The organism is Flavobacterium sp. (assembly GCF_036759525.1).
In the GTDB taxonomy this organism is placed as follows: Bacteria; Bacteroidota; Bacteroidia; order Flavobacteriales; family Flavobacteriaceae; genus Flavobacterium.
In genome coordinates this window covers 86708-108232 of record NZ_DAIOUN010000003.1, presented here as the reverse complement: position 1 = coordinate 108232, position 21525 = coordinate 86708, and the positions used below count along the sequence as shown (strand labels likewise).

The window sequence follows — 21525 nt, the reverse complement described above, 5'->3', positions numbered from 1 at the left end:
TTCAGTTATTTAGAGGTTAATTATGGGTTTTAGTGGTTATTTCTATTCCAACAGGACAATGATCGGAATGTTTTGCTTCGGGTAAAATAAAAGCTCTGGTAAGTTGGTTGGATAAGGATTCACTCACTAAGTTGTAATCAATTCTCCAGCCTTTATTGTTGTTTCTGGCATTGGCTCGATAACTCCACCAGGAATAATTGTGAGGCTCTTTATTAAAATGTCTAAAACTATCTACAAAACCGCTCTTGATAAAAGCATCAAGCCAAGCCCGTTCTTCCGGTAAAAAACCAGATACCGTAGCATTTCGGATGGGATCGTGAATATCTATAGCTTGATGACAAATATTGTAATCACCTCCTATAATGAGTTTTGGAATTTCAACTTTCAAATGATCTATGTAAACTTTAAAATCATCCATATATTTGAACTTATGGTCTAAACGATCGCTATTGGTTCCGGAAGGCAAATACAAACTCATTACTGAAAAATCATCAAAATCAAGTCTTAAATTTCTTCCTTCGGCATCCATATAATCAATTCCTGTGCCGAAAACGACATTTTTAGGTTCAATTTTTGATAAAATAGCAACGCCGCTATATCCTTTTTTTTGAGCCGAAAAGTAATACTGATACGGATAACCTGCAGCCGAAATATCCGTTGTAGGGATTTGATCTTCTGTAGCTTTAATTTCTTGAAGACAAATTATATCCGGATTTGCGTGTTGCAACCAATCTAAAAATCCTTTCGTAATTGCGGCTCGTATACCGTTTACATTATAAGAAATAATTCGCATAATTCTGATTTATGTTGTCAAAAATACATAAAAGAATGCAGTAATAGAAAGCAGTTTAGAATTATAATAAATGTTTAACAAAGCCTATTTTGTTTCTTTTTTTTCGAATTGGGTTTCAATTAGAATTACTATATTTGTTTCTTGCTCATTATTTAACTAAAATTTCAAAAATGGGGTTAGTAACTGCCAAAGAAGTTGCCAAAGCAATTAATGTAGATCGATACGGATTTATTGGAACATTTATAGGATGGATTCTTATGAAAGTCCTTAAAATATCTACCTTAAATGCTATTTACAACCGAAACAAACACTTGTCTGATGTTCCTTTTTTGAACGCCATTTTAGACGAATTTGAAATCAAATTTGAAATACCGGAAGAAGATTTAAAAAGACTCCCTAAGGAGGGCCCTTATATTACGGTTTCCAATCACCCTTTGGGTGGAATAGACGGTATTTTACTTTTAAAATTAATGTTGGAACGCGAGCCTAATTTTAAAATCATAGCCAACTTTTTACTTCATCGTATTGAGCCGATGAAACCGTATATCATGCCGGTTAATCCTTTTGAAAACCACAAAGATGCCAAATCAAGTGTTATTGGAATTAAAGAGACATTGAGGCATTTGAGTGACGGTAAACCTTTGGGGATGTTTCCTGCAGGAGAAGTTTCTACCTATAAAGACGGAGTTTTGGTAGTAGATAAACCCTGGGAAGAAGGAGCCATAAAAGTCATTCGCAAAGCACAAGTTCCCGTTGTTCCTATTTATTTTCACGCTAAAAACAGCCGTTTATTTTACTTTTTATCGCGGTTGAACGATACGCTCAGAACAGCCAAATTACCTTCTGAATTATTAACTCAAAAAAAGAGAGTCATCAAAGTTAGAATAGGCAAGCCCATTTCGGTTTCAGAACAAAACGAATACGAAACATTAGAGAGTTATTCTGAATTTCTTCGAAAAAAAACCTACATGCTGGCCAATGCTTTTGAAAAAGGAAACAGACTTTTAGCCACTCCCAATTTAAAAATTCAAAAAAGTCCAAAAGAGATTGCCAAACCGGCCAATCACGACAAAATTTTAGAAGAAATGGCAATACTAAAAGAAAGTGATTGCCGATTATTACAAAGCAAAAACTACGAAGTTTATTTAATTACTGCGGATAAAATACCTAACATATTACACGAAATAGGTAGATTACGAGAAATAACTTTTAGAGAAGTTGGCGAAGGAACAAATGAATCTTTAGATTTGGACCAATACGACAAATACTACCACCATATGTTTTTGTGGGACGATGATGCTCAACTAATAGCCGGTGCCTATCGAATGGGATTGGGCTCTCAAATTTATGCACAACACGGCATTGACGGCTTTTATTTGCACGATTTGTTCCGATTTGAACCGGAACTTTATGACATGATGAGTAAATCTATAGAAATGGGTAGGGCCTTCATTATTAAAGAATACCAACAAAAACCAATGCCTTTATTTTTGTTATGGAAAGGAATTGTGCATACCACTTTGCGTTATCCGGAACACAAATACCTGATTGGTGGGGTAAGCATTAGCAATCAGTTTTCTGATTTTTCAAAATCGCTAATGATTGAATTTATGAAGTCTCACTATTATGATCCTTATGTGGCTCAATACATTCATCCCAAAAAAGAATACAAGGTAAAATTAAAAGATGCCGACAAAGATTTTGTTTTCAATGAAACCGAAGCCGATTTGAATAAATTTGATAAAATTATTGATGAAGTAGAACCCGGAAATTTGAGATTACCGGTCTTAATCAAAAAATACATCAAACAAAATGCTCGAGTGGTCGCTTTTAATGTTGACCCACTTTTCAATAATGCCGTTGATGGATTGATGTACATTCGGATAGCTGATTTACCTGAAAGTACAGTAAAGCCGGTTATGGAAGAATTCCAAGCGGAACTGGAGAAAAAAGAGAAAAATTAAACAAAAAAGTCCCCAAAAGGGACTTTTTTTTAAAACCATGGTCGTTTATTGACTTGATACGTTTGGTAAAAGTCTTCATCTGACTTAGTCAAATATATAATACCTTCGATAAAGCTAATAATTCCAATAGCAATAGTTCCAAAAATAGGAAAAACAAAACACGACAAGGCAATACCCGCAATAGATACTAATAGCATAATAATTCCTTCATTGTTGTATCCTAAAATAAACTTATGCACGCCTAATCCTCCCAACAAAAGTGCCGTAACGCCGGCAGCAATTTTCTTGTTATCTCTGTAAACCGGTCCGTTTTGGGGTTGTGGATTATTCCAATCTTCTCTGGGTCTTGATGTTTCCATATTTATGTTATAAAGTTTGGTTAGATGCTATAAAAGTAAAAAAAATTATAAAAAAGCACGGTCAATAGGCTCCCAAAGTTCAATCTTATTTCCTTCCGGGTCTAAAATCCATCCAAATTTACCGTAATCATATGTCTGCATGTCCCCTATAATTGTTACACCTTCCTCCTTTAATTTTTCTAAAAGAATTTCTAAATTATAAACTCTGAAATTTTGCATAAAAGGTTTTTCGGATGGGGCAAAATAAGTTGTTTCTTCTCCAAAAGGGGACCATTGGGTAGAACAATCCTTACCTTCATTGTCTTTCCACCAAAAAGTAGAACCGTATGAGTCGGTTTTTAAACCTAAATACTTACCGTACCATTCTACTAATTTTTGGGAATCTTTAGATTTAAAGAAAAAACCTCCAATTCCGGTAACTCTTTTAAATTCTTCTTTTTCGGGAAATGAAAAATAGATAGCTTTAATTTTATCTACGATTACTTGAGCCAATTTTTCATGACTTTCATACGTCCAACCGGCAATGTGCGGGGAAAGCAAAACGTTATCGGCAGATAACAAATAGGTAAAAGCTTCCGGCTTTTCGCCTTCAAATAATTTTTCAAAAGATAGCTTTTCATATTCCAAAACATCTAACCCTGCACCGAGAATTTTTCCGTTTTGTAACCCCTTAACTAAATCGGAAGTTACAACCGATTTCCCTCTGGCGGTATTGATAAACCAAAATGGTTTGACAAACGCATTGATGAATGGCTCATTTACCATTTTATCGGTTTCGGGTGTCCAAGGTGTGTGAAGCGAAAGCACATCGGCTTTTTGTTGCAATTCTTCTAAGGAAACCTGTTTTGCATTTTGGTCTCCTACATTAGGAAGAATGTCATAGCACACTACCTCAACATCAAATCCGCGTAATTTTTTGGCGAATGATTTTCCCATGTTACCATAACCGATTATGCCTACAGTTTTTCCTTCTAATTCATAACCGCGATGTCCTTCGCGAATCCAATTGCCCTTTTTTACCGATTGATTGGCTTGGTTTAATTTATTCATGAGCGAAAGCAACATGCCAAGAGCGTGTTCGCCCACGGCATTTCGGTTTCCTTCGGGAGCCGCAATCAAGTGAACATTTTTTGAAGCTGCATACTCACAATCGATGCTTTCCAACCCAGCTCCAACTCTTGCAATAAATTGTAAGTGGGTTGCTTTGTCTAAAAATGTTTTGTCAATTTTAAATCGACTGCGAATGACGATGCCTTGATACTCGTGAATTTGAGCTTCTACTTCTTCTTTGGACGATGTAAAATCTTGATGGTTTTCAAAACCTAACGCTTCCAATTGTTCCCATAAAAGTGGATGATTGGAATCAAGATGAAGGATTTTTATTTTGTTTGTGTTCAATTTTTAACTATTAAATTACTCTCTTATTTTATTCAACGACGTTTTTATACCCCGTATCAATGCCGAACTAAATCCTTGATGCTCCATTTCATTAAGACCAACAATGGTACACCCTTGCGGGGTGGTTACTCTGTCTATCAATTGCTCGGGGTGAATTTTTTCTTCCAAAGCCATTTTAGCTGCACCTTTAGCGGTTTGCGATGCAATGGCTAAAGCGGTATGAGCATCAAATCCTATTTCGATTCCGGCTTGCATAGAAGCACGTATGTAACGTAAGGCATACGCGGTACCACACGCACCAAGAACGGTAGCGGCATCCATGAGTTTTTCTTCTATGACAACCGCTGTACCTAAGTAATTAAAGAGAGTTACCATTTGTTCACCAGCTTCTTTATTAGAATCTGAAAACGAAATACATGTAGCACTTTCGCCAAATTGTGCCGCAATGTTGGGCATAATCCGAACGATGGGGAGTGCTCCTTTTGTTTTTTGTTGCAAAGCCTCTAACGAAACACCACTAACTGCCGAGGCTATGATTTTATTGGAAATATGAGGTAAAATTTCGTTTAAAACCGTATCAATTTGATACGGTTTTACAGTAAGAATGATAACATCTGCCTTTTCTATATTTTCAATATTATGAGTTGAAACCGTAACTCCAAGTTGAGTAAGATATTGAATTGGGGCCAAATTTCTTCGGGTAACTGTGATTTGATTACCTTTTGTAAATTGAGTTAAACCTAGAGCGATTGCTACACCTAAATTTCCTCCTCCGATAATGTGAATGTTCATGGCTTATGATTTTACGAGTTGTACCCTTGATGGTAGCGAAAATCTTTTTGAAAGGCGGGCTTTGTTTTTGTTACTCAAAAAAAGTGACCAAGAAGTCCAGATAGCTATCGGAATTTTGGCTTTACAAAAAACAGCCTGACCCAAAAAGAGTGTTGCAGACAATGGGCATTGGCACCCTAAAAATAAACATTTTTTTATATAATGGCCGTAATTTTAGAATCCTAAAATAAGTTTGGCAATAGAGAAATAAATTAAAATCCCGAAAATATCGTTACTGGTTGTTATAAACGGACCGGTTGCCAGTGCGGGATCGATGCCGTATTTGTTTAGGGTAATAGGTACAAAAGTTCCTATTAATGAGGCAATAATGATAACCGAAATTAAAGCGGTAGCCACGGTTATTCCAATTATATATTCTACTCCCAAAAGAAAATGACTTCCTAATAGTAATATAACCGCTAAAATTAACCCGTTAAACAAGCTTAATTTTACTTCTTTAAATAATCGTTGCCAAATGGTTCCACTCAATGTATTATTGGCCAAACCTTGCACAATAATAGCCGAAGATTGCACACCAACATTCCCAGCCATTGCTGCTATGAGTGGTGTGAAAAAGAATAAAACCCCAAATTCATCCATAGCTCCTTCAAATTGTCCGGATACTTTTACCGCAATAAATCCTCCCAATAGAGCCAAAACCAACCAAGGTAATCGAGCTTTGGTAAGTTCGATAATCGTATCATCGGCTTCCACATCTTGCGAGATACCGGCGGCTAATTGGTAATCTTTATCGGCTTCTTCTTTTATTACATCGATGATATCGTCAATGGTAATTCTGCCAACTAAACGGCCTAATTCATCCACAACCGGGATGGCTTCTAAGTCGTATTTTTGCATGATTCGAGCCACTTCTACATCTTTGGTATCTACTTTTACATAATCAACTTTGGGAATGTATACTTGGCTAATTGGCGTTTTCGTAGAAGTCGTTAATAAATCTTTGAGAGACAAGCGTCCTTTGAGACGATTTTCGTCATCTACTACATAAATAGAATGTACTCGGGAAACGTTTTCGGCTTGAATTCGCATTTCTTTCACACAGGTGAGTACGTTCCAATTTTCATTGACTTTTACCAACTCTTTTCCCATCAAACCTCCGGCTGAGTCTTCGTCATAACGCAACAAATCTACAATGTCTTTGGCGTGTTCAACGTCTTCCAATTCAGAGATTACTTGTTCTTTCTTTTCTTGGGGAAGTTCGGCAATAATGTCGGCTGCATCATCGGTTGAAAGTTCGTCTAGCTCTTCGGCAATTTCTTTTGGCGTAAGTTTACGAAGAATTTTTTCGCGAACTTCTTCGTCTAATTCTAATAGAATCTCGGAAGTTTTTTCGGAATCTAAACTGTTAAAAATATAAATAGCCTCAAACTCATCGAGTTCTTCCATGATTTCGGCTATATCAGCATAATGAATTTCATGAAGCAAGTCGTTTAATTCCTGCTCCTTGTTTTCTTTAATTAATTGTTCAATTTGAGTGAGAAATTCTCTGCTGATTTTAAACTCCATCGGCTGCTATTTTTTGAGTGAGTTCAATAAACTGTTCTACCGAAAGTTGTTCCGGCCTGAGGTCAAAGATACTATCTTCTTTTAAAATATCGGACAATTGGTATGTTTTTAAACTGTTACGAAGTGTTTTTCTTCGCTGGTTGAAGGCTGTTTTTACTACTGTAAAAAACAATTTTTCATCGCATGGCAAATGATATTTCTCTTTTCGAATCAATCGCAAGACGCCCGATTTCACTTTGGGCGGTGGAGTAAACACCTCTTCAGAAACCGTAAAAAGGTATTCGGCTTCGTAAAAAGCTTGGGTTAATACTGATAAAATGCCATAGGTTTTGCTCCCTTTTTTCTCACAAATGCGTTCGGCCACTTCTTTTTGAAACATGCCGGAAAATTCGGGTATTTGATCTCGCAATTCCAACGTTTTAAAAACAATTTGAGACGATATGTTGTAGGGAAAATTTCCGATAATAGCATAAGGTTCTGTTCCCATGGCCTCTGTCATAGGGTATTTTAAAAAATCTTTTGAAATGATTTTTCCATCCAACTTGGGATAATGTTTATGCAAATAAGCTACCGATTCGGTATCTATTTCTATGACAAATGTTTCAATGGGCTTTTCTAAAAGATACTTGGTGAGCACTCCCATACCCGGTCCAATTTCGAGTACTTTTTGGTAGCCATTTAAGGTAAGGGCATCTGCAATTTTTTGGGCTATGGTTTCATCGTTCAAAAAATGTTGTCCCAGATGTTTTTTGGCTCTTACTTTTTCCATTTTGTTTTGAATTATGGGGTTGTACTGAGAATCTCAGTATTATTGGAGTGCAGATTCCGGAAAATGTTCACTAATAACCTGAAGTTCTGTCCTAAAAGCCAACATTTTATCTCCAAACATAGAGAGTCCTTCTTGTCTTAAACGAGGTGCGTCATCTGTATAATATTTTTCCAACTTTTCTTTACTGTCTGTAGTATACTGAACCGAATAGGTAACACTTCCTTCTTCTTCGATAAGTACTTTAATCATGCGAGCTGAAGAAAATTTTCCGGTTGCCAAAACATCATTAATGTGTTTGGTTTGCATCCATCTCATCCATTGGTCGTGAATACTTAGGTCTATATTTAAGGTTACGTTATAAACAATCATAGGCTGATTTTAAATAAATTAAAGGTTTGAATCCCCGCGTAGTTGTCGGAATTTTTTACGAGCCTCAACAAAATGAATACTATCTTGATGATTAAAAAGGACCGCTTCATATAGAGGTTTGGCTTTTTCGGGTTGATTTAAAAATTTAGTATAAATTTCTGCAGAAAAAAACAAGGCTTCGTCTCTGTAAATACTTTCCGGATGATTGTCTATTAGGAGTTGATAGTGATTGAGAGCAAGGTTATAATCTTTCAATTTTTCGAAAGTTTGTCCCAACCTAAGTAAAGTTTCGTCTTCAATTTCTTCTCCTTTGTGTTCTTTTAAAATTTGTTGAAAAATAGCCAATGCCTCTCTGTTTTTGTTTTTGTAAAGCAGAAAATCACCTTTGGAAAATTTCTTTAATGCCGTTTGAGTTGAATCGGCTACGGTATTGTCATTAACCAATAAAAACAACTCCAGAGCGTCATTTGCTATGAGTTGTGTGGAGGCTGATTTTAAAACTTTGAGTTGAATTAAAGCCCATTCAAAATCGGCTTTAAAATAACTGGTTTGTGCTGCTTTCAAACTGGCTTGATGACCTAACGCATCGTTTTTCATTTCCTCTTCTATCTGAGAAAAGTAGAGTAAGGCTTGGTTAAATTTTTCTTCATACAATAAAATTTCGGCCAATTCCATTTTGGCTTCATTCATTTGAAATTTATTGAGTGGCAACGACATTGCTTGGTTTAAAATTTGTTTTCCCTTTTCCGAATCACCCAAAGTAAATGCATAAAATTCGGCTTGGGTTTTTTGCAAACTCAAAGTATAGGGGCTAATGCCATACTGTTTTAGAAGCAAGTCGAATTCCTGTTCAATTTTAGGATAAGAAGCCGGAATTGCTTTTTCAATTTTAAGTTGAATCAAATAATGGTGTGCAAAAATTTGTAAGTCCAAATCTTGGGTATTTTCCAAAACAAAAGTTAGGATTTCTTGTGCGGTTTCGTCTTCACCATCATCTATTGCCAATTGAGCCAAGTTCACAATATTGGAAAAAGTATCGGGATCTCTTTTAAAAATAGCTTTTTCTTGAACGAACGCTTTTCCATACTCTTTTTGTTGAACAAAAAACCAACTTAAAACTTGATTCCAAAACAAATCCTGATTTTTTTGAACTTTCAGCAACAAACTTTTTCTAAGAAGCGAATTAAAATTCGTATCGACATCATCGTTCATAAATCGAGTAAGTTGGTTTTGAACCATAACCGAATTTTGAGGATTCAGATACATTTCTTCTAAAAACTTTTCAATCATCATCTCGGGTTTCCCTAGTTGCCCGTAGATTAATGCCATTTGATAGTTAAAACGGTATTTCGGGTCTAATGAAATGGCCAACTCATAGGATTGTAAGGCATAATCCAACAGAACTTTTCGTTCAAAAGCATTTGCAACACCATAAACATTGGAAATATTTTCTTGAATTTTTTGGATGGCCAATTGGTAATTTTGTGTGGCTTTTTCTGACTTCTTTTGGAGTTGAAAATTATATCCTAATTCTACAAACCAATGGGCCATGTGGGTGGTTTTGATTCGCTCGTTGATAATTTTATCTGCTTTTTCAAATTGCGATAATTGCTGGTAACAATCAATTAATCGGGAATAATAAATACTGTTCCCGGGTTGTTTGGATATCAATTCTTCATAACTGAGTACAGCTTTTTCAAACTCGCCTTTTTCATAATAATTTTGAGCTAATTGCTCATTTTGAGAAAAAGCGAATACCGAAAAAAATAAAAATACAACTTGCCCAATTAACCGCATAGCCTATAAAAATCAATGTACTAAAATAGCTTTTTTTTGGCCAATTTAGTACATAGATAGAAAAGATTAACTTTATATTTAGTTTATAATATCAAAACCGGTATAAGGTCTTAAAACTTCCGGTATCACAATTCCTTCGGGAGTTTGGTAATTTTCTAAAATTCCGGCCATTACTCTGGGCAAAGCCAAAGAACTTCCGTTTAAAGTATGAACCAATTGATTTTTCCCCTCTTTGTCTTTAAATCGTAATTTCAACCTATTGGCTTGGAACGTTTCAAAATTGGAAACCGAACTTATTTCCAACCAACGGTCTTGAGCTGTAGAAAACACCTCAAAATCGTAGGTTAATGAAGAAGTGAAGCCCATGTCTCCTCCACACAAACGCAAAATTCGGTAGGGTAATTTCAGTTCTTGCAATAACGTTTTTACATGTTCTACCATACCGTCTAGAGCCGCATACGAATGATCGGGATGTTCTATTCGCACGATTTCTACTTTATCAAATTGATGCAAACGGTTCAATCCTCGTACATGAGCCCCGTATGAACCGGCTTCTCTTCTAAAACAGGGTGTATACCCGGTACATTTTATAGGTAGTTCATTTTCATTCAAAATGACATCTCTAAACAAATTGGTTACCGGTACTTCGGCGGTTGGTATTAAATACAAATCGTCTACACCAACATGGTACATTTGGCCTTCTTTATCAGGTAACTGACCTGTACCAAATCCGGAAGCTTCATTAACCAAATGTGGCACTTGAAACTCTTGATATCCCGCTTCTGTATTTTTATCCAAGAAGTACGAAATTAAAGCCCGTTGTAATTTGGCTCCTTTTCCTTTGTAAACCGGAAATCCGGCTCCTGTAATTTTAACCCCTAATTCGAAATCGATTATATCGTATTTTTTTACCAAATCCCAATGAGGCATAGCTCCGTCGTGTAAAACCGGAATTTCGCCTTCTTGATGTACCGTAAGATTATCTTCGGGAGTTTTTCCTTCGGGAACAATATCTGCCGGTGTATTGGGTATTTTATACAACTCTTCGCTAAGAGAAAGCGTTACAGCATCTAATAAATCTGATAATTCTTTACTTTTTTCTTTTAACAAAGCTGTTTTTTGTTTGACAATTTCAGCTTTCGCTTTTTCGCCAGCCTTCATCATTTCGCCAATCTCTTTGGATAATTTGTTGGATTCTGCTAAGACTGTGTCCAACTCCACTTGAGTAGCTCTTCGTTTTTCATCCAACTGCAATACGGTATCTACCAAATTTTGAGCCTCAATATTGCGTTTGGCCAATGCTTTGATAACTTTATCTCTATTCTCTCGAATAACTGCTATTTGTAACATAATTTGCAAATTTTTCAGTGGCAAATGTATGAATTTGTTTTGGTAATGCCTTGGAGCTCCAGATAAAAATCGAAATCAAAAATATAGTACTATAAATTCTATAAACTTTTAAAAACCAGTATTTTTTATACCTTTGAAATTCAAACACCTATTCATGAAACCATTATTACTTAGCTTTCTGGTACTAACTCAACTATGTTTTTCTCAAAATCAAGAAAACGAGACGGCAGCTATTGCAGAATCTGAAATGAAATCGGCTTCTCAATTGATGAGTTTTCAAGCCAATCCCAATACTGCCAACTACGATTTACTAGCTCAACGATTGGAACTCACGCTTGACCCTGCAGTTTATTTTATAAGCGGAACCGTATCATCAACTTTTAGGGCTTTAACCGATATGAATACTGTAGTTTTTGATTTGAGCAGCATTACCAACCCTGCAAATCCGTACTACAATAACAGAATCATTGTGGGTTCTGTGATGCAAAATGAAAATTCTTTGACATTTGTTCATGATGTAGCAAGTAAAGAATTGATTATTACATTACCCGAAACACTTTTAGCCGGACAAACCGCACAGGTAGCCATTAGTTATGCCGGAGCTCCAGATACCGCAGAACAAGGTTTTACACAAAGTTCGCATAGCGGAGTTCCTGTTATATGGACCCTTTCTGAACCCTTTGGAGCACGCGATTGGTGGCCTTGTAAACAAGATTTGAATGATAAAATAGAAAATTTGGAAGTATTAATTACAGCACCTTCACAGTATACTAGTGTTTCCAATGGGGTACAATTGAGTAGAATAGACAACGGAAACGGAACAAGTACCACTCATTTTAGTCACAATTATCCTATTCCCGCATATTTGGTTGCTATTGCCGTGACCAATTATTCCATTTTTACCCAACAAGCCGGAACAGCTCCAAACGAATTTCCGATAGTTAATTACATTTATCCCGAAAATTTGAATTCGGCCCAAAACAGTTTAGCCGTAACGCTTCCTATCATGAATCTTTTTGAAGATTTATTTGAAACCTACCCATTTGCAAATGAAAAATATGGTCATGCCCAATTTGGCTGGGGAGGTGGTATGGAACACACTACCGTATCATTTATGGGTAGTTTTGGCAGAAATTTAATTGCTCATGAATTGGCTCATCAATGGTTTGGAAATAAAATTACGTGTGGGACCTGGAAAGATATTTGGCTTAACGAAGGATTTGCTACCTACCTCTCTGGCTTGGTAGTTGAACACTTGGATGGGCCGGAAAACTTTGTGTCTTGGAAAAACAGTTTGATTACCAATATTACCTCATTTGCTACCGGAGCGGTATACTTAACAGATGCAGAAGCGACAAATGTGAATCGGATTTTTAGTAGCCGGTTGAGTTACAACAAGGGAGCTATGGTGGTTCACATGTTGCGTTGGAAACTAGGAGATGCTCTTTTTTATCAGGCTTTAAAAAATTATCTTTCAGATCCTAATTTAGCTTACAATTACGCTCGTACGTCCCAATTGAAATTTCATCTTGAAAATGTATCCGGTATGAATTTAGATGAGTTTTTCAATGATTGGTTATTCAATCAAGGTTACCCATCCTATACGATTACAGCCTCAAATATTGGTAACAATCAGGTAATGATTACAGCTTCGCAAACCCAATCTCACTCAAGTGTTTCCTTTTTTGAAATGCCCATTGAAGTTCGTCTCTCTGATGCCAACGGAAATGTATGGGATGTTGTGTTAGAACACACTTCAAACGGACAACAATTTTTGGTAAACGCACCGTTTGAAGTTAGCCAAGTGATGTTTGACCCGAAAAAACATATTATTTCCCGAAATAATACCGCTATTTTGAGTACTGACAAATGGAACCTAAACGCCTCTATTGTACTTCACCCAAACCCTACTTCTAATGAATTTTCTATTGAAATCCCAAACAGTCTTCATGTAAACTACATAGAGTTACACAATGCTTTAGGACAAATTATTTTAAGAAGTACTAATCTCACTCATTCATTGGAAAATCTTTCCAACGGAGTATATTTCGTGATTCTGCATACCACAGAAGGAACATTTCATAAAAAATTGATAAAAAAATAACCCGCTTTTTCAAAATCAATTCAATTGTAAAGTGAAAACCTTACTTTTGTGCACGATTTTGACTTTAAAACACATCAATGGAAACATTAATTCAAATAGCTCAGTTAATTCTCTGCTTATCCTTTTTAGTAATCTTACACGAATTAGGGCATTTTTTGCCTGCTAAATTTTTCAAAACAAAAATTGAAAAGTTTTATTTGTTTTTCAATCCTTGGTTTTCTTTAGTAAAGAAAAAAATAGGCGAAACCGAATATGGAATTGGTTGGCTTCCAATGGGAGGATATGTTAAAATTGCCGGGATGATTGATGAAAGCATGGATAAAGAGCAATTGAAACAAGAGCCTCAACCGTGGGAATATAGAAGTAAACCGGCCTGGCAACGATTGATTATTATTATGGGTGGAGTTATTGTTAACTTTTTTCTAGCTTGGATTATTTACAGCTTATTGCTTATCAATCATGGAGATAACTTTATTGATAATTCTAAAATTACACATGGTATTTCAGTTGATTCTGTAGGCAGAATTTTGGGATTACAAAACGGAGATAAAATATTAAAAGTTGATGGAGTTGCTCAAGCCAAATTTGAACAACTGCCGCTTGAAATTTTATTTGGAGATAATATTACCATTGAGAGAGATGGGCAAGAATTGACCTTTGATTTGACAGATGAAGGCAAAAGAAATGTAATCAAACGTGCCGGAAAAAACTTTTTAGGCGTTCGTGATGAAGTAATTGTAGACACTGTGGTAGGTAACTCACCGGCATTTGTTTCGGGGTTAATAAAAGGAGACCAAATTATTGGCATTAATGGAAAAACCACTCGATTTTTTGATGAATTTTCAACAGAATTAAGCTTACACAAAAACGACAGTATTTCGCTGAATGTTTTACGTAAACAGGAAAATATAGTTTTAAAAGCTAAAACCACCAAAGAAGGCAAACTAGGTTTTTTACCCAAGGCAACCATTGTTGAAAACGCAGCTGTTTCTAAAGAGCTATCCGTTGGAGAAGCCATTCCGGCCGGTTTTTCTAAAACCATTTCTATTTTAACCAATCAAATCAAACAATTTAAAATTATTTTTAACACCAAAACGGAAGCTTACAAACAAGTTAGTGGTCCTTTGAGAATGTTCAAAATTTTTAAACCTGAGTGGGATTGGACTTTCTTTTGGTCTTTTACTGCCATGTTTTCGGTATGGTTAGCATTTTTAAATGTTTTACCTATTCCGGGATTAGACGGAGGACATGCCGTTTTTATCTTAATAGAAATGATTACGCGTAAAAAACCTACTGAAAAAACGTTGGAAGTTGCTCAAACTATAGGCGTAGTTATCTTATTGACTTTGATGGCTTTAGTATTTGGTAATGATATTTGGCATTTGATTACCGGAAAATAAAGAAAAAAATGTGCATTTTTTTGCGATTTTTATTTGGATAAATCAATTTTCGCTTTATATTTGCACTCGCAAAAAAGGTTATACACCTTCCTCCTTAGCTCAGTTGGTTAGAGCATCTGACTGTTAATCAGAGGGTCCTTGGTTCGAGCCCAAGAGGGGGAGCAAAAAGAGCAATACTTTCGTATTGCTCTTTTTTTATTTGAATGTTCTTATTCTTCTGATTTGAAAATTAAATTTCTTTTTTGGGCGTTAAGAAGTTCTTTCAAAATAGGATAGTCAGTTGAAAAACCCTAAAGGATTTAATTTCCGCGAATTATCATCACTTTTTTAACGGTTGTGTCTGTTGCGTCGTCAGAAGCTATAAAAATCATATAAACTCCTGAAGCTACTTTATATTTTCCAAAAGCTTTGGTATCCCATTCAACAGTTCCTCCCTCTGCAATTTTTTCAAAAACCAAATTTCCTTCAATATCTGTTATTTTTACATTGGCTCTGTTGGTTAAACCGGAAATCTTTACGGTTCCATCAAAACCTGGCCTAACGGGATTAGGGTAAACAAAAACATCTTTTAAACTATTACTTGGTGCCGTTGAAGAGCCTTTAAAAGAAACCATACCTTTGGCTGTAGCAATATAAACTTCACCGGTAGATCCGTTAATTTCTATATCATTAATTGTATTACTGGGAAGAGGCGAATTTGAAATGGTAAAGCGTTGCAGTGTTTGCTGACCATTTGGAGACAATTGAAAAACTCCTGCATCTGCTGTTCCTATCCACTTATTATTGGCCCCATCAATTGCAATATCTGTAATATATTGTTCAAACAATAATTCTTGAGGTAAACCATCTTCTACAATAATGATGGAATTGGTGGTTAATTCATCTTGACTTAAAAAACGATCAACCGTAGGTAAAACACGCAATCCTTTTTGTGTACCAATCCAAAGCTGATTCCTGTTGTCTATTTGGGCGGCACGAACTGTAGGAGAAGGTAAATTTCCATCGTTTGAACCTTCTGTTATTTTGATAATTTTATTATTCAAATTTTCGTTAAAGCCAATAAGTCCTTCATCCAAAGTACACAACCATTTGGTACCGTTCTTATCAATTACCATTCGCCCGTTACTTGTAAGTCCGCTCAATACCGAACTTAAACTAAAAGACTGCCACTGACCATTAGCCCTTAAAACCTTAATCATATTGGCAATTAATCCATTAGACATCCATAAATTTCCCGATCTGTCAAATACAGATTGCTCAATTCGGATATCGGGACCATATGTTGGATCACTAGGGAGGACCAAAGTTTCCAACCCGCTATTTGAATTGGTATACAATTGAGTTGCTACATCATTTTCGAGTTTGAGTAATCCCGAAAAATAAGAACTGGCATATACTATGTTTTCATTGGATGGGTTTGTCGTAATTCGCACAATAGACTTGGCACCTAATAAATCGGAATACGGAATATTCAACCAAGTATCTTGCGTAAGTTTACTCAAACCATATTCATCTAAAGGATACGGATTGTTGAACTGACTGTAATCTCCATAGGCGGCCCACAATGTTCCCGAAGGGGTTACGGTAATAGAAAAAATACTGTTTCTGGAAGGGCCTTGAGGCAATAAAATTGAAAAACTACCGGTATTTAAGAGGTTAACTTCAATCACTCCATCATTGGTCGTGCCAATGTATAACGTATTTTGAATTTGGGTAGCACATGAAAATTTTGAACTTAATCCAGAGAAACTACTATTGGAAAAAGTTTGAGTTAAGGCAAAAGTTTCATTCAAAATTTGAACGGTATTTTCTGTAGTCACAATAAGCGATGAATCTACACTTCGAATATCTTTACCTTGACCCGATAAATTTAAAATTGGTATGGGATTACTCCCGTTAAACCTGTAAACTCTAGTATCTGTATTGATTGCAACCAAAGCATTGTTAAAAGTTACAATCCCAGACCAAAATCCGGAATCAAAGGTTTGCCAAGCTAAAAAATTAATCAAATTAGGGTTGGATAAATCGGCCTTTCGAATACCTTGACTACGCGTTACAGCATAAATTTCATTATTTAAAACTGTGGTTTCCAGTACTTCTGTTTGGGCACCTGTTGGACTAATGTAAAAAGTATCTCCAAAAGTAAAATCGGTAAGCTTAAATTCTACCAATCCAAAATCACATGAAATATACAATTTTGAATTGAACTCATAAAAATGGTTGACTCTCTTTTTATTGGGCGGAATTCCGCCTCCTTGATCTCGAATACCAACCAGAAGTCTAAACTCGCCCGTAATTTCATTAATCATGATAACTAGTCCGTTCTCATGACCTAAAAAAGTTCGATTCAGATTTTTACTATGGTAAATTGCAGAAATAGTTTGACCGGATAATCCATCTACGGTATTTACCGTTTTTAGTTCATTTGTAACCGTATTTTTAGAAAAAAAGGCAGTTTCACAAGCAGCATAAAGTCTAGTATTGGCTTCGCTTAAATCACGAACCTCATTATATGAAAAATAACCTTTCCAAAGAAAATTTTGTCCATTTGCCAAATGAAATCCAAGGAGAAGAATAAAAAATTGGAAATATAATCTCATGCTCTTTGTTAAAAGTCGTACAAATATAACTAAAACGTTTTTACCCTAAGTTTCATATGTAATATTAAAAAAAAAGCTGCCTCAATGGAGACAGCTTTTATATTGCAAGTAACTAATTAAACTACACCTTGTCCTAACATAGCATCGGCTACCTTAACAAATCCGGCAATATTAGCTCCTTTAACATAATCTACATATCCGGTACCATCTGAACCAAATTTCACACAAGATTCATGGATGTTTGCCATAATAGCTTTTAATCTTTGATCTACTTCCTCTGAAGTCCAGCTTAAACGCAGAGAGTTTTGAGACATTTCCAGACCCGATGTTGCTACCCCTCCGGCATTTGAAGCCTTTCCTGGTGCAAATAAAATTTTGGCTTTGGTAAATACTTCAATTGCTTCCGGTGTTGAAGGCATATTAGCTCCTTCAGAAACACAAATACAACCATTAGCCACTAATGCTTTTGCTTCCTCTTCATTCAACTCATTTTGAGTTGCACATGGTAAGGCAATATCACATTTTACTTCCCAAGGACGTTTGCCCTCAACAAATTTTGCATTTGGATATTTTTTGGTGTACTCACTGATTCTGGCTCTTAATTCATTTTTGATGTGCATCACATGAGCCAATTTTTCGGCATCAATACCATCAGCATCATAAATATATCCTGACGAATCTGACAAAGTAACAACTTTTCCTCCTAATTCAGTTGCTTTTTCAGCTGCATATTGAGCAACATTACCAGATCCTGAGATGGTTACCACTTTACCGTTAAAACTTTCACCTTTGGTATGCAACATACTTTGTGCGAAATATACATTTCCATAACCGGTGGCTTCCGGACGAATTAAAGAACCTCCAAAAGAAATTCCTTTTCCGGTTAAAACTCCGGTAAATTCGTTTCTTAATCTTTTGTATTGACCAAACATATAACCTACTTCTCTTCCGCCTACACCAATATCTCCTGCAGGCACATCGGTATCGGCACCAATGTGTTTGGCTAATTCGGTCATAAAACTTTGGCAAAAACGCATGATTTCTACATCCGACTTCCCTTTAGGATCAAAATCTGAACCACCTTTTCCACCACCCATAGGCAATGTGGTTAAGCTGTTTTTGAATGTTTGTTCAAAAGCCAAGAATTTTAAAATACTCAAATTTACCGAAGGATGAAAACGAATCCCTCCTTTGTAAGGTCCGATTGCAGAGTTCATTTGAATTCTGTATCCTCTGTTTACTTGGGTTTTTCCGGAATCGTCAATCCATGTAACTCTAAAGATTATGACTCTTTCGGGTTCTACCATACGCTCTAAAAGCATTTGGTTTTGGTATTTTTTATTGTTTTCTATGAAAGGTATTACCGTTTCGGCAACCTCCTTAACAGCCTGTAAAAATTCAGGCTCATTTGGATTTTTTTTTGCTACTGTTTCAACAAAAGAGCGAATACTTTCTGTCATGATAATGAGTTTAATAACGTTAAGGAAAACGTTTTCGTTTGTTGAGACAAATATACATTTTATTAAAATATGGGCATTATTTTTTTTAAATTCTCAGTAGATTTATTTTTTTTCTATCAAATCTTGATAAATTCAACATTAATTCAACATTTTAAAACAAACTTTTAGTTTTTTCGTATATATATAAGTAATTTTTTCATTTTATTTTACAACTGAATTATGTTTTTATATATTTGTCACGAATTGATTTTTACAACTATGCAAACGCCCAAATATCTAACATTCATCTTTTTGACATGTTTCGGTTTTACCAGTTCATTGCAAGCTCAATTTGGTTTTTCACATGAAATTGGTGCCATTATTGGACCTGTGGCATTTCAATCAGATTATGGAGTACGTGGGGACATTCAAACTAATGCCGGAAATACCGGTTTTGGAATAGGTCTTATTCACTATATGAACTTTTCCTATAGAGCCGATTGTGATTGTTATGCAACACCTACCTATTTTAATGATCATTTTAAGTTACGAAGTGAATTGTCATACAATAAAACAGAATTAAAACATTTTGGCAAATGGGTCGATCCTGATAGAACTTCGGTTATTGCAGATCAACTCAGAGGAATGAGAGGAAGTACGGCTGTTACCAACCTTGGTATGCAATTAGAATATTTCCCTTTAAGTATCAGACAATTCTCAGGAACACCCGGAGCATGGGCTCCTTTTATAAGTTTAGGAGGCCAATTTAGTTACTACAAACCTACAGCTTATTCTACTTTAGGACCCGGACTTGGTGATTTGCTAGAGGTTACACCCACCAAATATATTGACGGTGTTACCAATGAAAGCGGAACCGTGTGGTCTGTAGTTAGCAGTATTGGAACCCGTTACAAACTTACAATCCTTTCAGATTTAATGATTGATTTGCGTTGGCAGTATTATTTTTCAAATTGGGTTGACGGTTTAAATCCCAATCCGGACGTATATAAAGAAAACAGAGCCAATGATTGGTTGGTTTGGTTAAATGTAGGCTATATTTACTACCTAGATTAATATTTATTCGCATCTAAAAAAAATCCCGTCAAACTAAAAAGTGTGACGGGATTTTTTATTTTACCTGAAAGCTTGCTCAATGTCGGCTAGTAAATCATCAATGTCTTCTACCCCTACACTCAAACGAACCAAATCGTCTGAAATTCCAATTTCTTTACGTTTTTCCTCCGGAATCGATGCGTGTGTCATCAAAGCCGGATGATTGGCCAACGATTCGACCCCACCTAATGATTCGGCTAATGTGAACACTTTTACTTTTTCTAAGAAAGCAATAGCATCTGCTTTTTTACCCGATTTAAAGGTAAACGAAACCATTCCGCCAAAACCGCCAATCATTTGTTTTTTTGCAATTTCATGAAACGGATGATCCGGCAAACCGGGATAAAACACGTTCTCCACTTCCGGATGATTGCTCAAAAACTCGGCTACTTTCATTCCGTTTTCGCAATGTCTTTGCACTCTTAAGTGCAAGGTTTTGATTCCTCTCAACACCATATAACTATCTTGTGGCCCTAATGTTCCACCCGTTGCAAATTGAGCAAAATGTAATTTTTCTCCTAATTCGGCATCTTTTACAACCAAAGCACCGGCTATCACATCCGAATGGCCTCCTAAATATTTGGTTGCAGAATGCATCACAATATCTGCTCCTAAATCTAACGGTTTTTGAAGATACGGTGTAGCAAACGTGTTATCAACCGCAAATAAAATTTTTCTTTCGTTGGTAATTTTGGCAATTGCAGCAATATCTGCCAATTTCATTAACGGATTAGTAGGTGTTTCTACCCAAACCAATTTGGTATTGGCATTGATTAAAGATTGGAATTTATCCAAATTATTCATATCCACAAAATGGAATTTGATGCCAAAATCCTGATAAATGCGCGAAAACATTCTGTATGTTCCTCCATACAAATCATCCATGGCAATCACTTCATCGCCGGGTTTTAATAATTTTAAAACAGAATCTGTAGCTGCCAAACCGGAAGCAAAAGCTAATCCACGAACGCCATTTTCAATACTGGCCAAGGCATCTTCTAATGCTTGACGAGTTGGATTGGCAGCTCTACTGTATTCGTAATGATTGATAGGAACGCCCGGACTTTTTTGAGCAAAAGTTGAGGTATTGTAAACCGGAGGCATTACCGCACCCGTACTTGGGTCATGGTGTTGATTACCATGTATCACTTTGGTGTTGAATTTCATAACTAAAAATATTTGTGCAAAGATAAGAAGTTACCATTTATAAATTTTCGAACGCAATCCTAAAGATTCGATAAAATAGTTGTTTGCAAATCATTTACAATTCAAATTCGCACAAAAAACTGTACTTTTGCAACATGGAAACAAATAGACAAAAGAAAATAGGAACCGTTTTGCAAAATGACTTGGTTGATATTTTGCAAGGAGAAGTGCGTAAAAACGGAATTACCAACTTGATTATTTCCGTTTCAAAAGTATCTGTAACCACCGATTTATCTATTGCAAAAGTGTACTTGAGTATTTTCCCACCCGAAAAAGGTCCGGAAATTTTGACGGCTATCAAATCAAATACGCCTTTAATCAAACATGATTTATCGCAACGTGTAAAACTTCAACTCCGAAAAGTGCCCAACTTATCCTTTTACATAGATGATTCTTTAGAATATATCGAAAAAATTGACAAAGCTCTTTCCGGAGAAGAAAATCCAATAGCAAGACCCGAACTTCTGGATAAAAGAAAAAAATCCTAGCGTGAAATTTCCGTTTTT

At 35.9% G+C, this 21525-nt stretch carries 17 protein-coding genes, 1 tRNA gene and 1 pseudogene; 6 read left to right on the top strand and 13 right to left on the bottom strand.

Annotated features, from left to right (window positions below):
• Positions 1 to 16: 16 nt before the first annotated feature.
• Positions 17 to 793, bottom strand: a complete 777-nt coding sequence (locus tag V7M80_RS03660) for an exodeoxyribonuclease III (protein ID WP_333694101.1) — start codon at positions 791 to 793, stop codon at positions 17 to 19.
• 170 nt (positions 794 to 963) lie between these two features.
• On the opposite strand from V7M80_RS03660, the gene V7M80_RS03655 reads away from it, so the two are divergent.
• Positions 964 to 2757: a GNAT family N-acyltransferase gene (locus V7M80_RS03655; protein ID WP_333694100.1), complete on the top strand. Its 1794-nt coding sequence runs from the start codon at positions 964 to 966 to the stop codon at positions 2755 to 2757.
• Between the two features lie 29 nt (positions 2758 to 2786).
• Here the strand turns inward: V7M80_RS03655 and V7M80_RS03650 are convergent, their stop codons facing one another.
• The 9 genes and pseudogenes from V7M80_RS03650 to serS form a co-directional block, all read right to left on the bottom strand.
• Positions 2787 to 3116 carry a TM2 domain-containing protein gene (locus V7M80_RS03650; protein WP_333694099.1) on the bottom strand — a complete coding sequence of 110 codons (330 nt, stop codon included), beginning with the start codon at positions 3114 to 3116 and terminating at the stop codon, positions 2787 to 2789.
• 45 nt (positions 3117 to 3161) lie between these two features.
• Positions 3162 to 3527, bottom strand: coding sequence for a VOC family protein (locus V7M80_RS03645; protein ID WP_333694343.1), 366 nt, complete (start codon positions 3525 to 3527; stop codon positions 3162 to 3164).
• A 42-nt stretch (positions 3528 to 3569) separates the two neighbouring features.
• Positions 3570 to 4514 (bottom strand): annotated as a pseudogene (locus V7M80_RS03640) (2-hydroxyacid dehydrogenase); the annotation flags it as partial.
• 15 nt (positions 4515 to 4529) lie between these two features.
• Positions 4530 to 5306, bottom strand: a complete 777-nt coding sequence (gene proC, locus V7M80_RS03635) for a pyrroline-5-carboxylate reductase (RefSeq protein ID WP_333694098.1) — start codon at positions 5304 to 5306, stop codon at positions 4530 to 4532.
• Positions 5307 to 5519: 213 nt separating this feature from the next.
• Positions 5520 to 6872, bottom strand: a complete 1353-nt coding sequence (gene mgtE, locus V7M80_RS03630) for a magnesium transporter (protein WP_333694097.1) — start codon at positions 6870 to 6872, stop codon at positions 5520 to 5522.
• On the bottom strand, positions 6862 to 7641 hold the full coding sequence (rsmA, locus tag V7M80_RS03625) for a 16S rRNA (adenine(1518)-N(6)/adenine(1519)-N(6))-dimethyltransferase RsmA (protein WP_333694096.1): 780 nt from the start codon (positions 7639 to 7641) through the stop codon (positions 6862 to 6864). Before rsmA ends, mgtE begins: the two co-directional genes overlap by 11 nt.
• A gap of 39 nt (positions 7642 to 7680) precedes the next feature.
• Positions 7681 to 8010, bottom strand: a complete 330-nt coding sequence (locus V7M80_RS03620; protein WP_333694095.1) for a DUF4286 family protein — start codon at positions 8008 to 8010, stop codon at positions 7681 to 7683.
• Positions 8011 to 8028: 18 nt separating this feature from the next.
• Positions 8029 to 9807, bottom strand: coding sequence for a tetratricopeptide repeat protein (locus V7M80_RS03615; RefSeq protein WP_333694094.1), 1779 nt, complete (start codon positions 9805 to 9807; stop codon positions 8029 to 8031).
• A gap of 78 nt (positions 9808 to 9885) precedes the next feature.
• Positions 9886 to 11157, bottom strand: coding sequence for a serine--tRNA ligase (gene serS, locus V7M80_RS03610; protein WP_333694093.1), 1272 nt, complete (start codon positions 11155 to 11157; stop codon positions 9886 to 9888).
• A 154-nt stretch (positions 11158 to 11311) separates the two neighbouring features.
• Here serS and V7M80_RS03605 point away from each other — a divergent pair, with 154 nt between their 5' ends.
• The 3 genes from V7M80_RS03605 (at position 11312) to V7M80_RS03595 (ending at position 14823) form a co-directional block, all read left to right on the top strand.
• Positions 11312 to 13261, top strand: coding sequence for a M1 family aminopeptidase (locus V7M80_RS03605; RefSeq protein WP_333694092.1), 1950 nt, complete (start codon positions 11312 to 11314; stop codon positions 13259 to 13261).
• A 77-nt stretch (positions 13262 to 13338) separates the two neighbouring features.
• The gene (rseP, locus tag V7M80_RS03600) at positions 13339 to 14661 is read left to right on the top strand and encodes an RIP metalloprotease RseP (protein ID WP_333694091.1); all 1323 of its coding nucleotides are present in this window, start codon (positions 13339 to 13341) and stop codon (positions 14659 to 14661) included.
• A gap of 88 nt (positions 14662 to 14749) precedes the next feature.
• Positions 14750 to 14823: transfer RNA gene (locus V7M80_RS03595), tRNA-Asn, on the top strand.
• 137 nt (positions 14824 to 14960) lie between these two features.
• On the opposite strand, the gene porZ is transcribed toward V7M80_RS03595, so the two are convergent.
• Entirely contained in the window at positions 14961 to 17261 is a 2301-nt protein-coding gene (porZ, locus tag V7M80_RS03590) for a type IX secretion system anionic LPS delivery protein PorZ (RefSeq protein ID WP_333694090.1), read from the bottom strand.
• A gap of 116 nt (positions 17262 to 17377) precedes the next feature.
• A complete protein-coding gene (gene gdhA, locus V7M80_RS03585; protein ID WP_333694089.1) occupies positions 17378 to 18721 on the bottom strand; it encodes an NADP-specific glutamate dehydrogenase in 1344 nt (447 codons plus the stop codon).
• A 258-nt stretch (positions 18722 to 18979) separates the two neighbouring features.
• Between gdhA and V7M80_RS03580 the strand changes: the two genes are divergently transcribed.
• Positions 18980 to 19774, top strand: coding sequence for a THC0290_0291 family protein (locus V7M80_RS03580; RefSeq protein ID WP_333694341.1), 795 nt, complete (start codon positions 18980 to 18982; stop codon positions 19772 to 19774).
• Positions 19775 to 19834: 60 nt separating this feature from the next.
• Here the strand turns inward: V7M80_RS03580 and V7M80_RS03575 are convergent, their stop codons facing one another.
• Positions 19835 to 20980 (bottom strand): cystathionine gamma-synthase, encoded by a 1146-nt coding sequence (locus V7M80_RS03575; RefSeq protein ID WP_333694088.1) that lies wholly within the window; start codon positions 20978 to 20980, stop codon positions 19835 to 19837.
• A gap of 134 nt (positions 20981 to 21114) precedes the next feature.
• Here V7M80_RS03575 and rbfA point away from each other — a divergent pair, with 134 nt between their 5' ends.
• Positions 21115 to 21507: a 30S ribosome-binding factor RbfA gene (gene rbfA, locus V7M80_RS03570; protein ID WP_333694087.1), complete on the top strand. Its 393-nt coding sequence runs from the start codon at positions 21115 to 21117 to the stop codon at positions 21505 to 21507.
• Positions 21508 to 21525: the final 18 nt, after the last annotated feature.

What these genes read in the sequence shown, in the direction of transcription:
- V7M80_RS03580 (WP_333694341.1), top strand. Translation starts at nt 18,980, where the DNA reads ATGCAAACGCCCAAATATCTAACATTCATCTTTTTGACATGTTTCGGT.
- V7M80_RS03615 (WP_333694094.1), bottom strand. Translation starts at nt 9,807, where the DNA reads ATGCGGTTAATTGGGCAAGTTGTATTTTTATTTTTTTCGGTATTCGCT.
- V7M80_RS03605 (WP_333694092.1), top strand. Translation starts at nt 11,312, where the DNA reads ATGAAACCATTATTACTTAGCTTTCTGGTACTAACTCAACTATGTTTT.
- mgtE (WP_333694097.1), bottom strand. Translation starts at nt 6,872, where the DNA reads ATGGAGTTTAAAATCAGCAGAGAATTTCTCACTCAAATTGAACAATTA.
- rseP (WP_333694091.1), top strand. Translation starts at nt 13,339, where the DNA reads ATGGAAACATTAATTCAAATAGCTCAGTTAATTCTCTGCTTATCCTTT.
- rsmA (WP_333694096.1), bottom strand. Translation starts at nt 7,641, where the DNA reads ATGGAAAAAGTAAGAGCCAAAAAACATCTGGGACAACATTTTTTGAAC.
- serS (WP_333694093.1), bottom strand. Translation starts at nt 11,157, where the DNA reads ATGTTACAAATAGCAGTTATTCGAGAGAATAGAGATAAAGTTATCAAA.
- V7M80_RS03575 (WP_333694088.1), bottom strand. Translation starts at nt 20,980, where the DNA reads ATGAAATTCAACACCAAAGTGATACATGGTAATCAACACCATGACCCA.
- V7M80_RS03655 (WP_333694100.1), top strand. Translation starts at nt 964, where the DNA reads ATGGGGTTAGTAACTGCCAAAGAAGTTGCCAAAGCAATTAATGTAGAT.
- porZ (WP_333694090.1), bottom strand. Translation starts at nt 17,261, where the DNA reads ATGAGATTATATTTCCAATTTTTTATTCTTCTCCTTGGATTTCATTTG.
- V7M80_RS03650 (WP_333694099.1), bottom strand. Translation starts at nt 3,116, where the DNA reads ATGGAAACATCAAGACCCAGAGAAGATTGGAATAATCCACAACCCCAA.
- V7M80_RS03620 (WP_333694095.1), bottom strand. Translation starts at nt 8,010, where the DNA reads ATGATTGTTTATAACGTAACCTTAAATATAGACCTAAGTATTCACGAC.
- proC (WP_333694098.1), bottom strand. Translation starts at nt 5,306, where the DNA reads ATGAACATTCACATTATCGGAGGAGGAAATTTAGGTGTAGCAATCGCT.
- V7M80_RS03660 (WP_333694101.1), bottom strand. Translation starts at nt 793, where the DNA reads ATGCGAATTATTTCTTATAATGTAAACGGTATACGAGCCGCAATTACG.
- rbfA (WP_333694087.1), top strand. Translation starts at nt 21,115, where the DNA reads ATGGAAACAAATAGACAAAAGAAAATAGGAACCGTTTTGCAAAATGAC.
- gdhA (WP_333694089.1), bottom strand. Translation starts at nt 18,721, where the DNA reads ATGACAGAAAGTATTCGCTCTTTTGTTGAAACAGTAGCAAAAAAAAAT.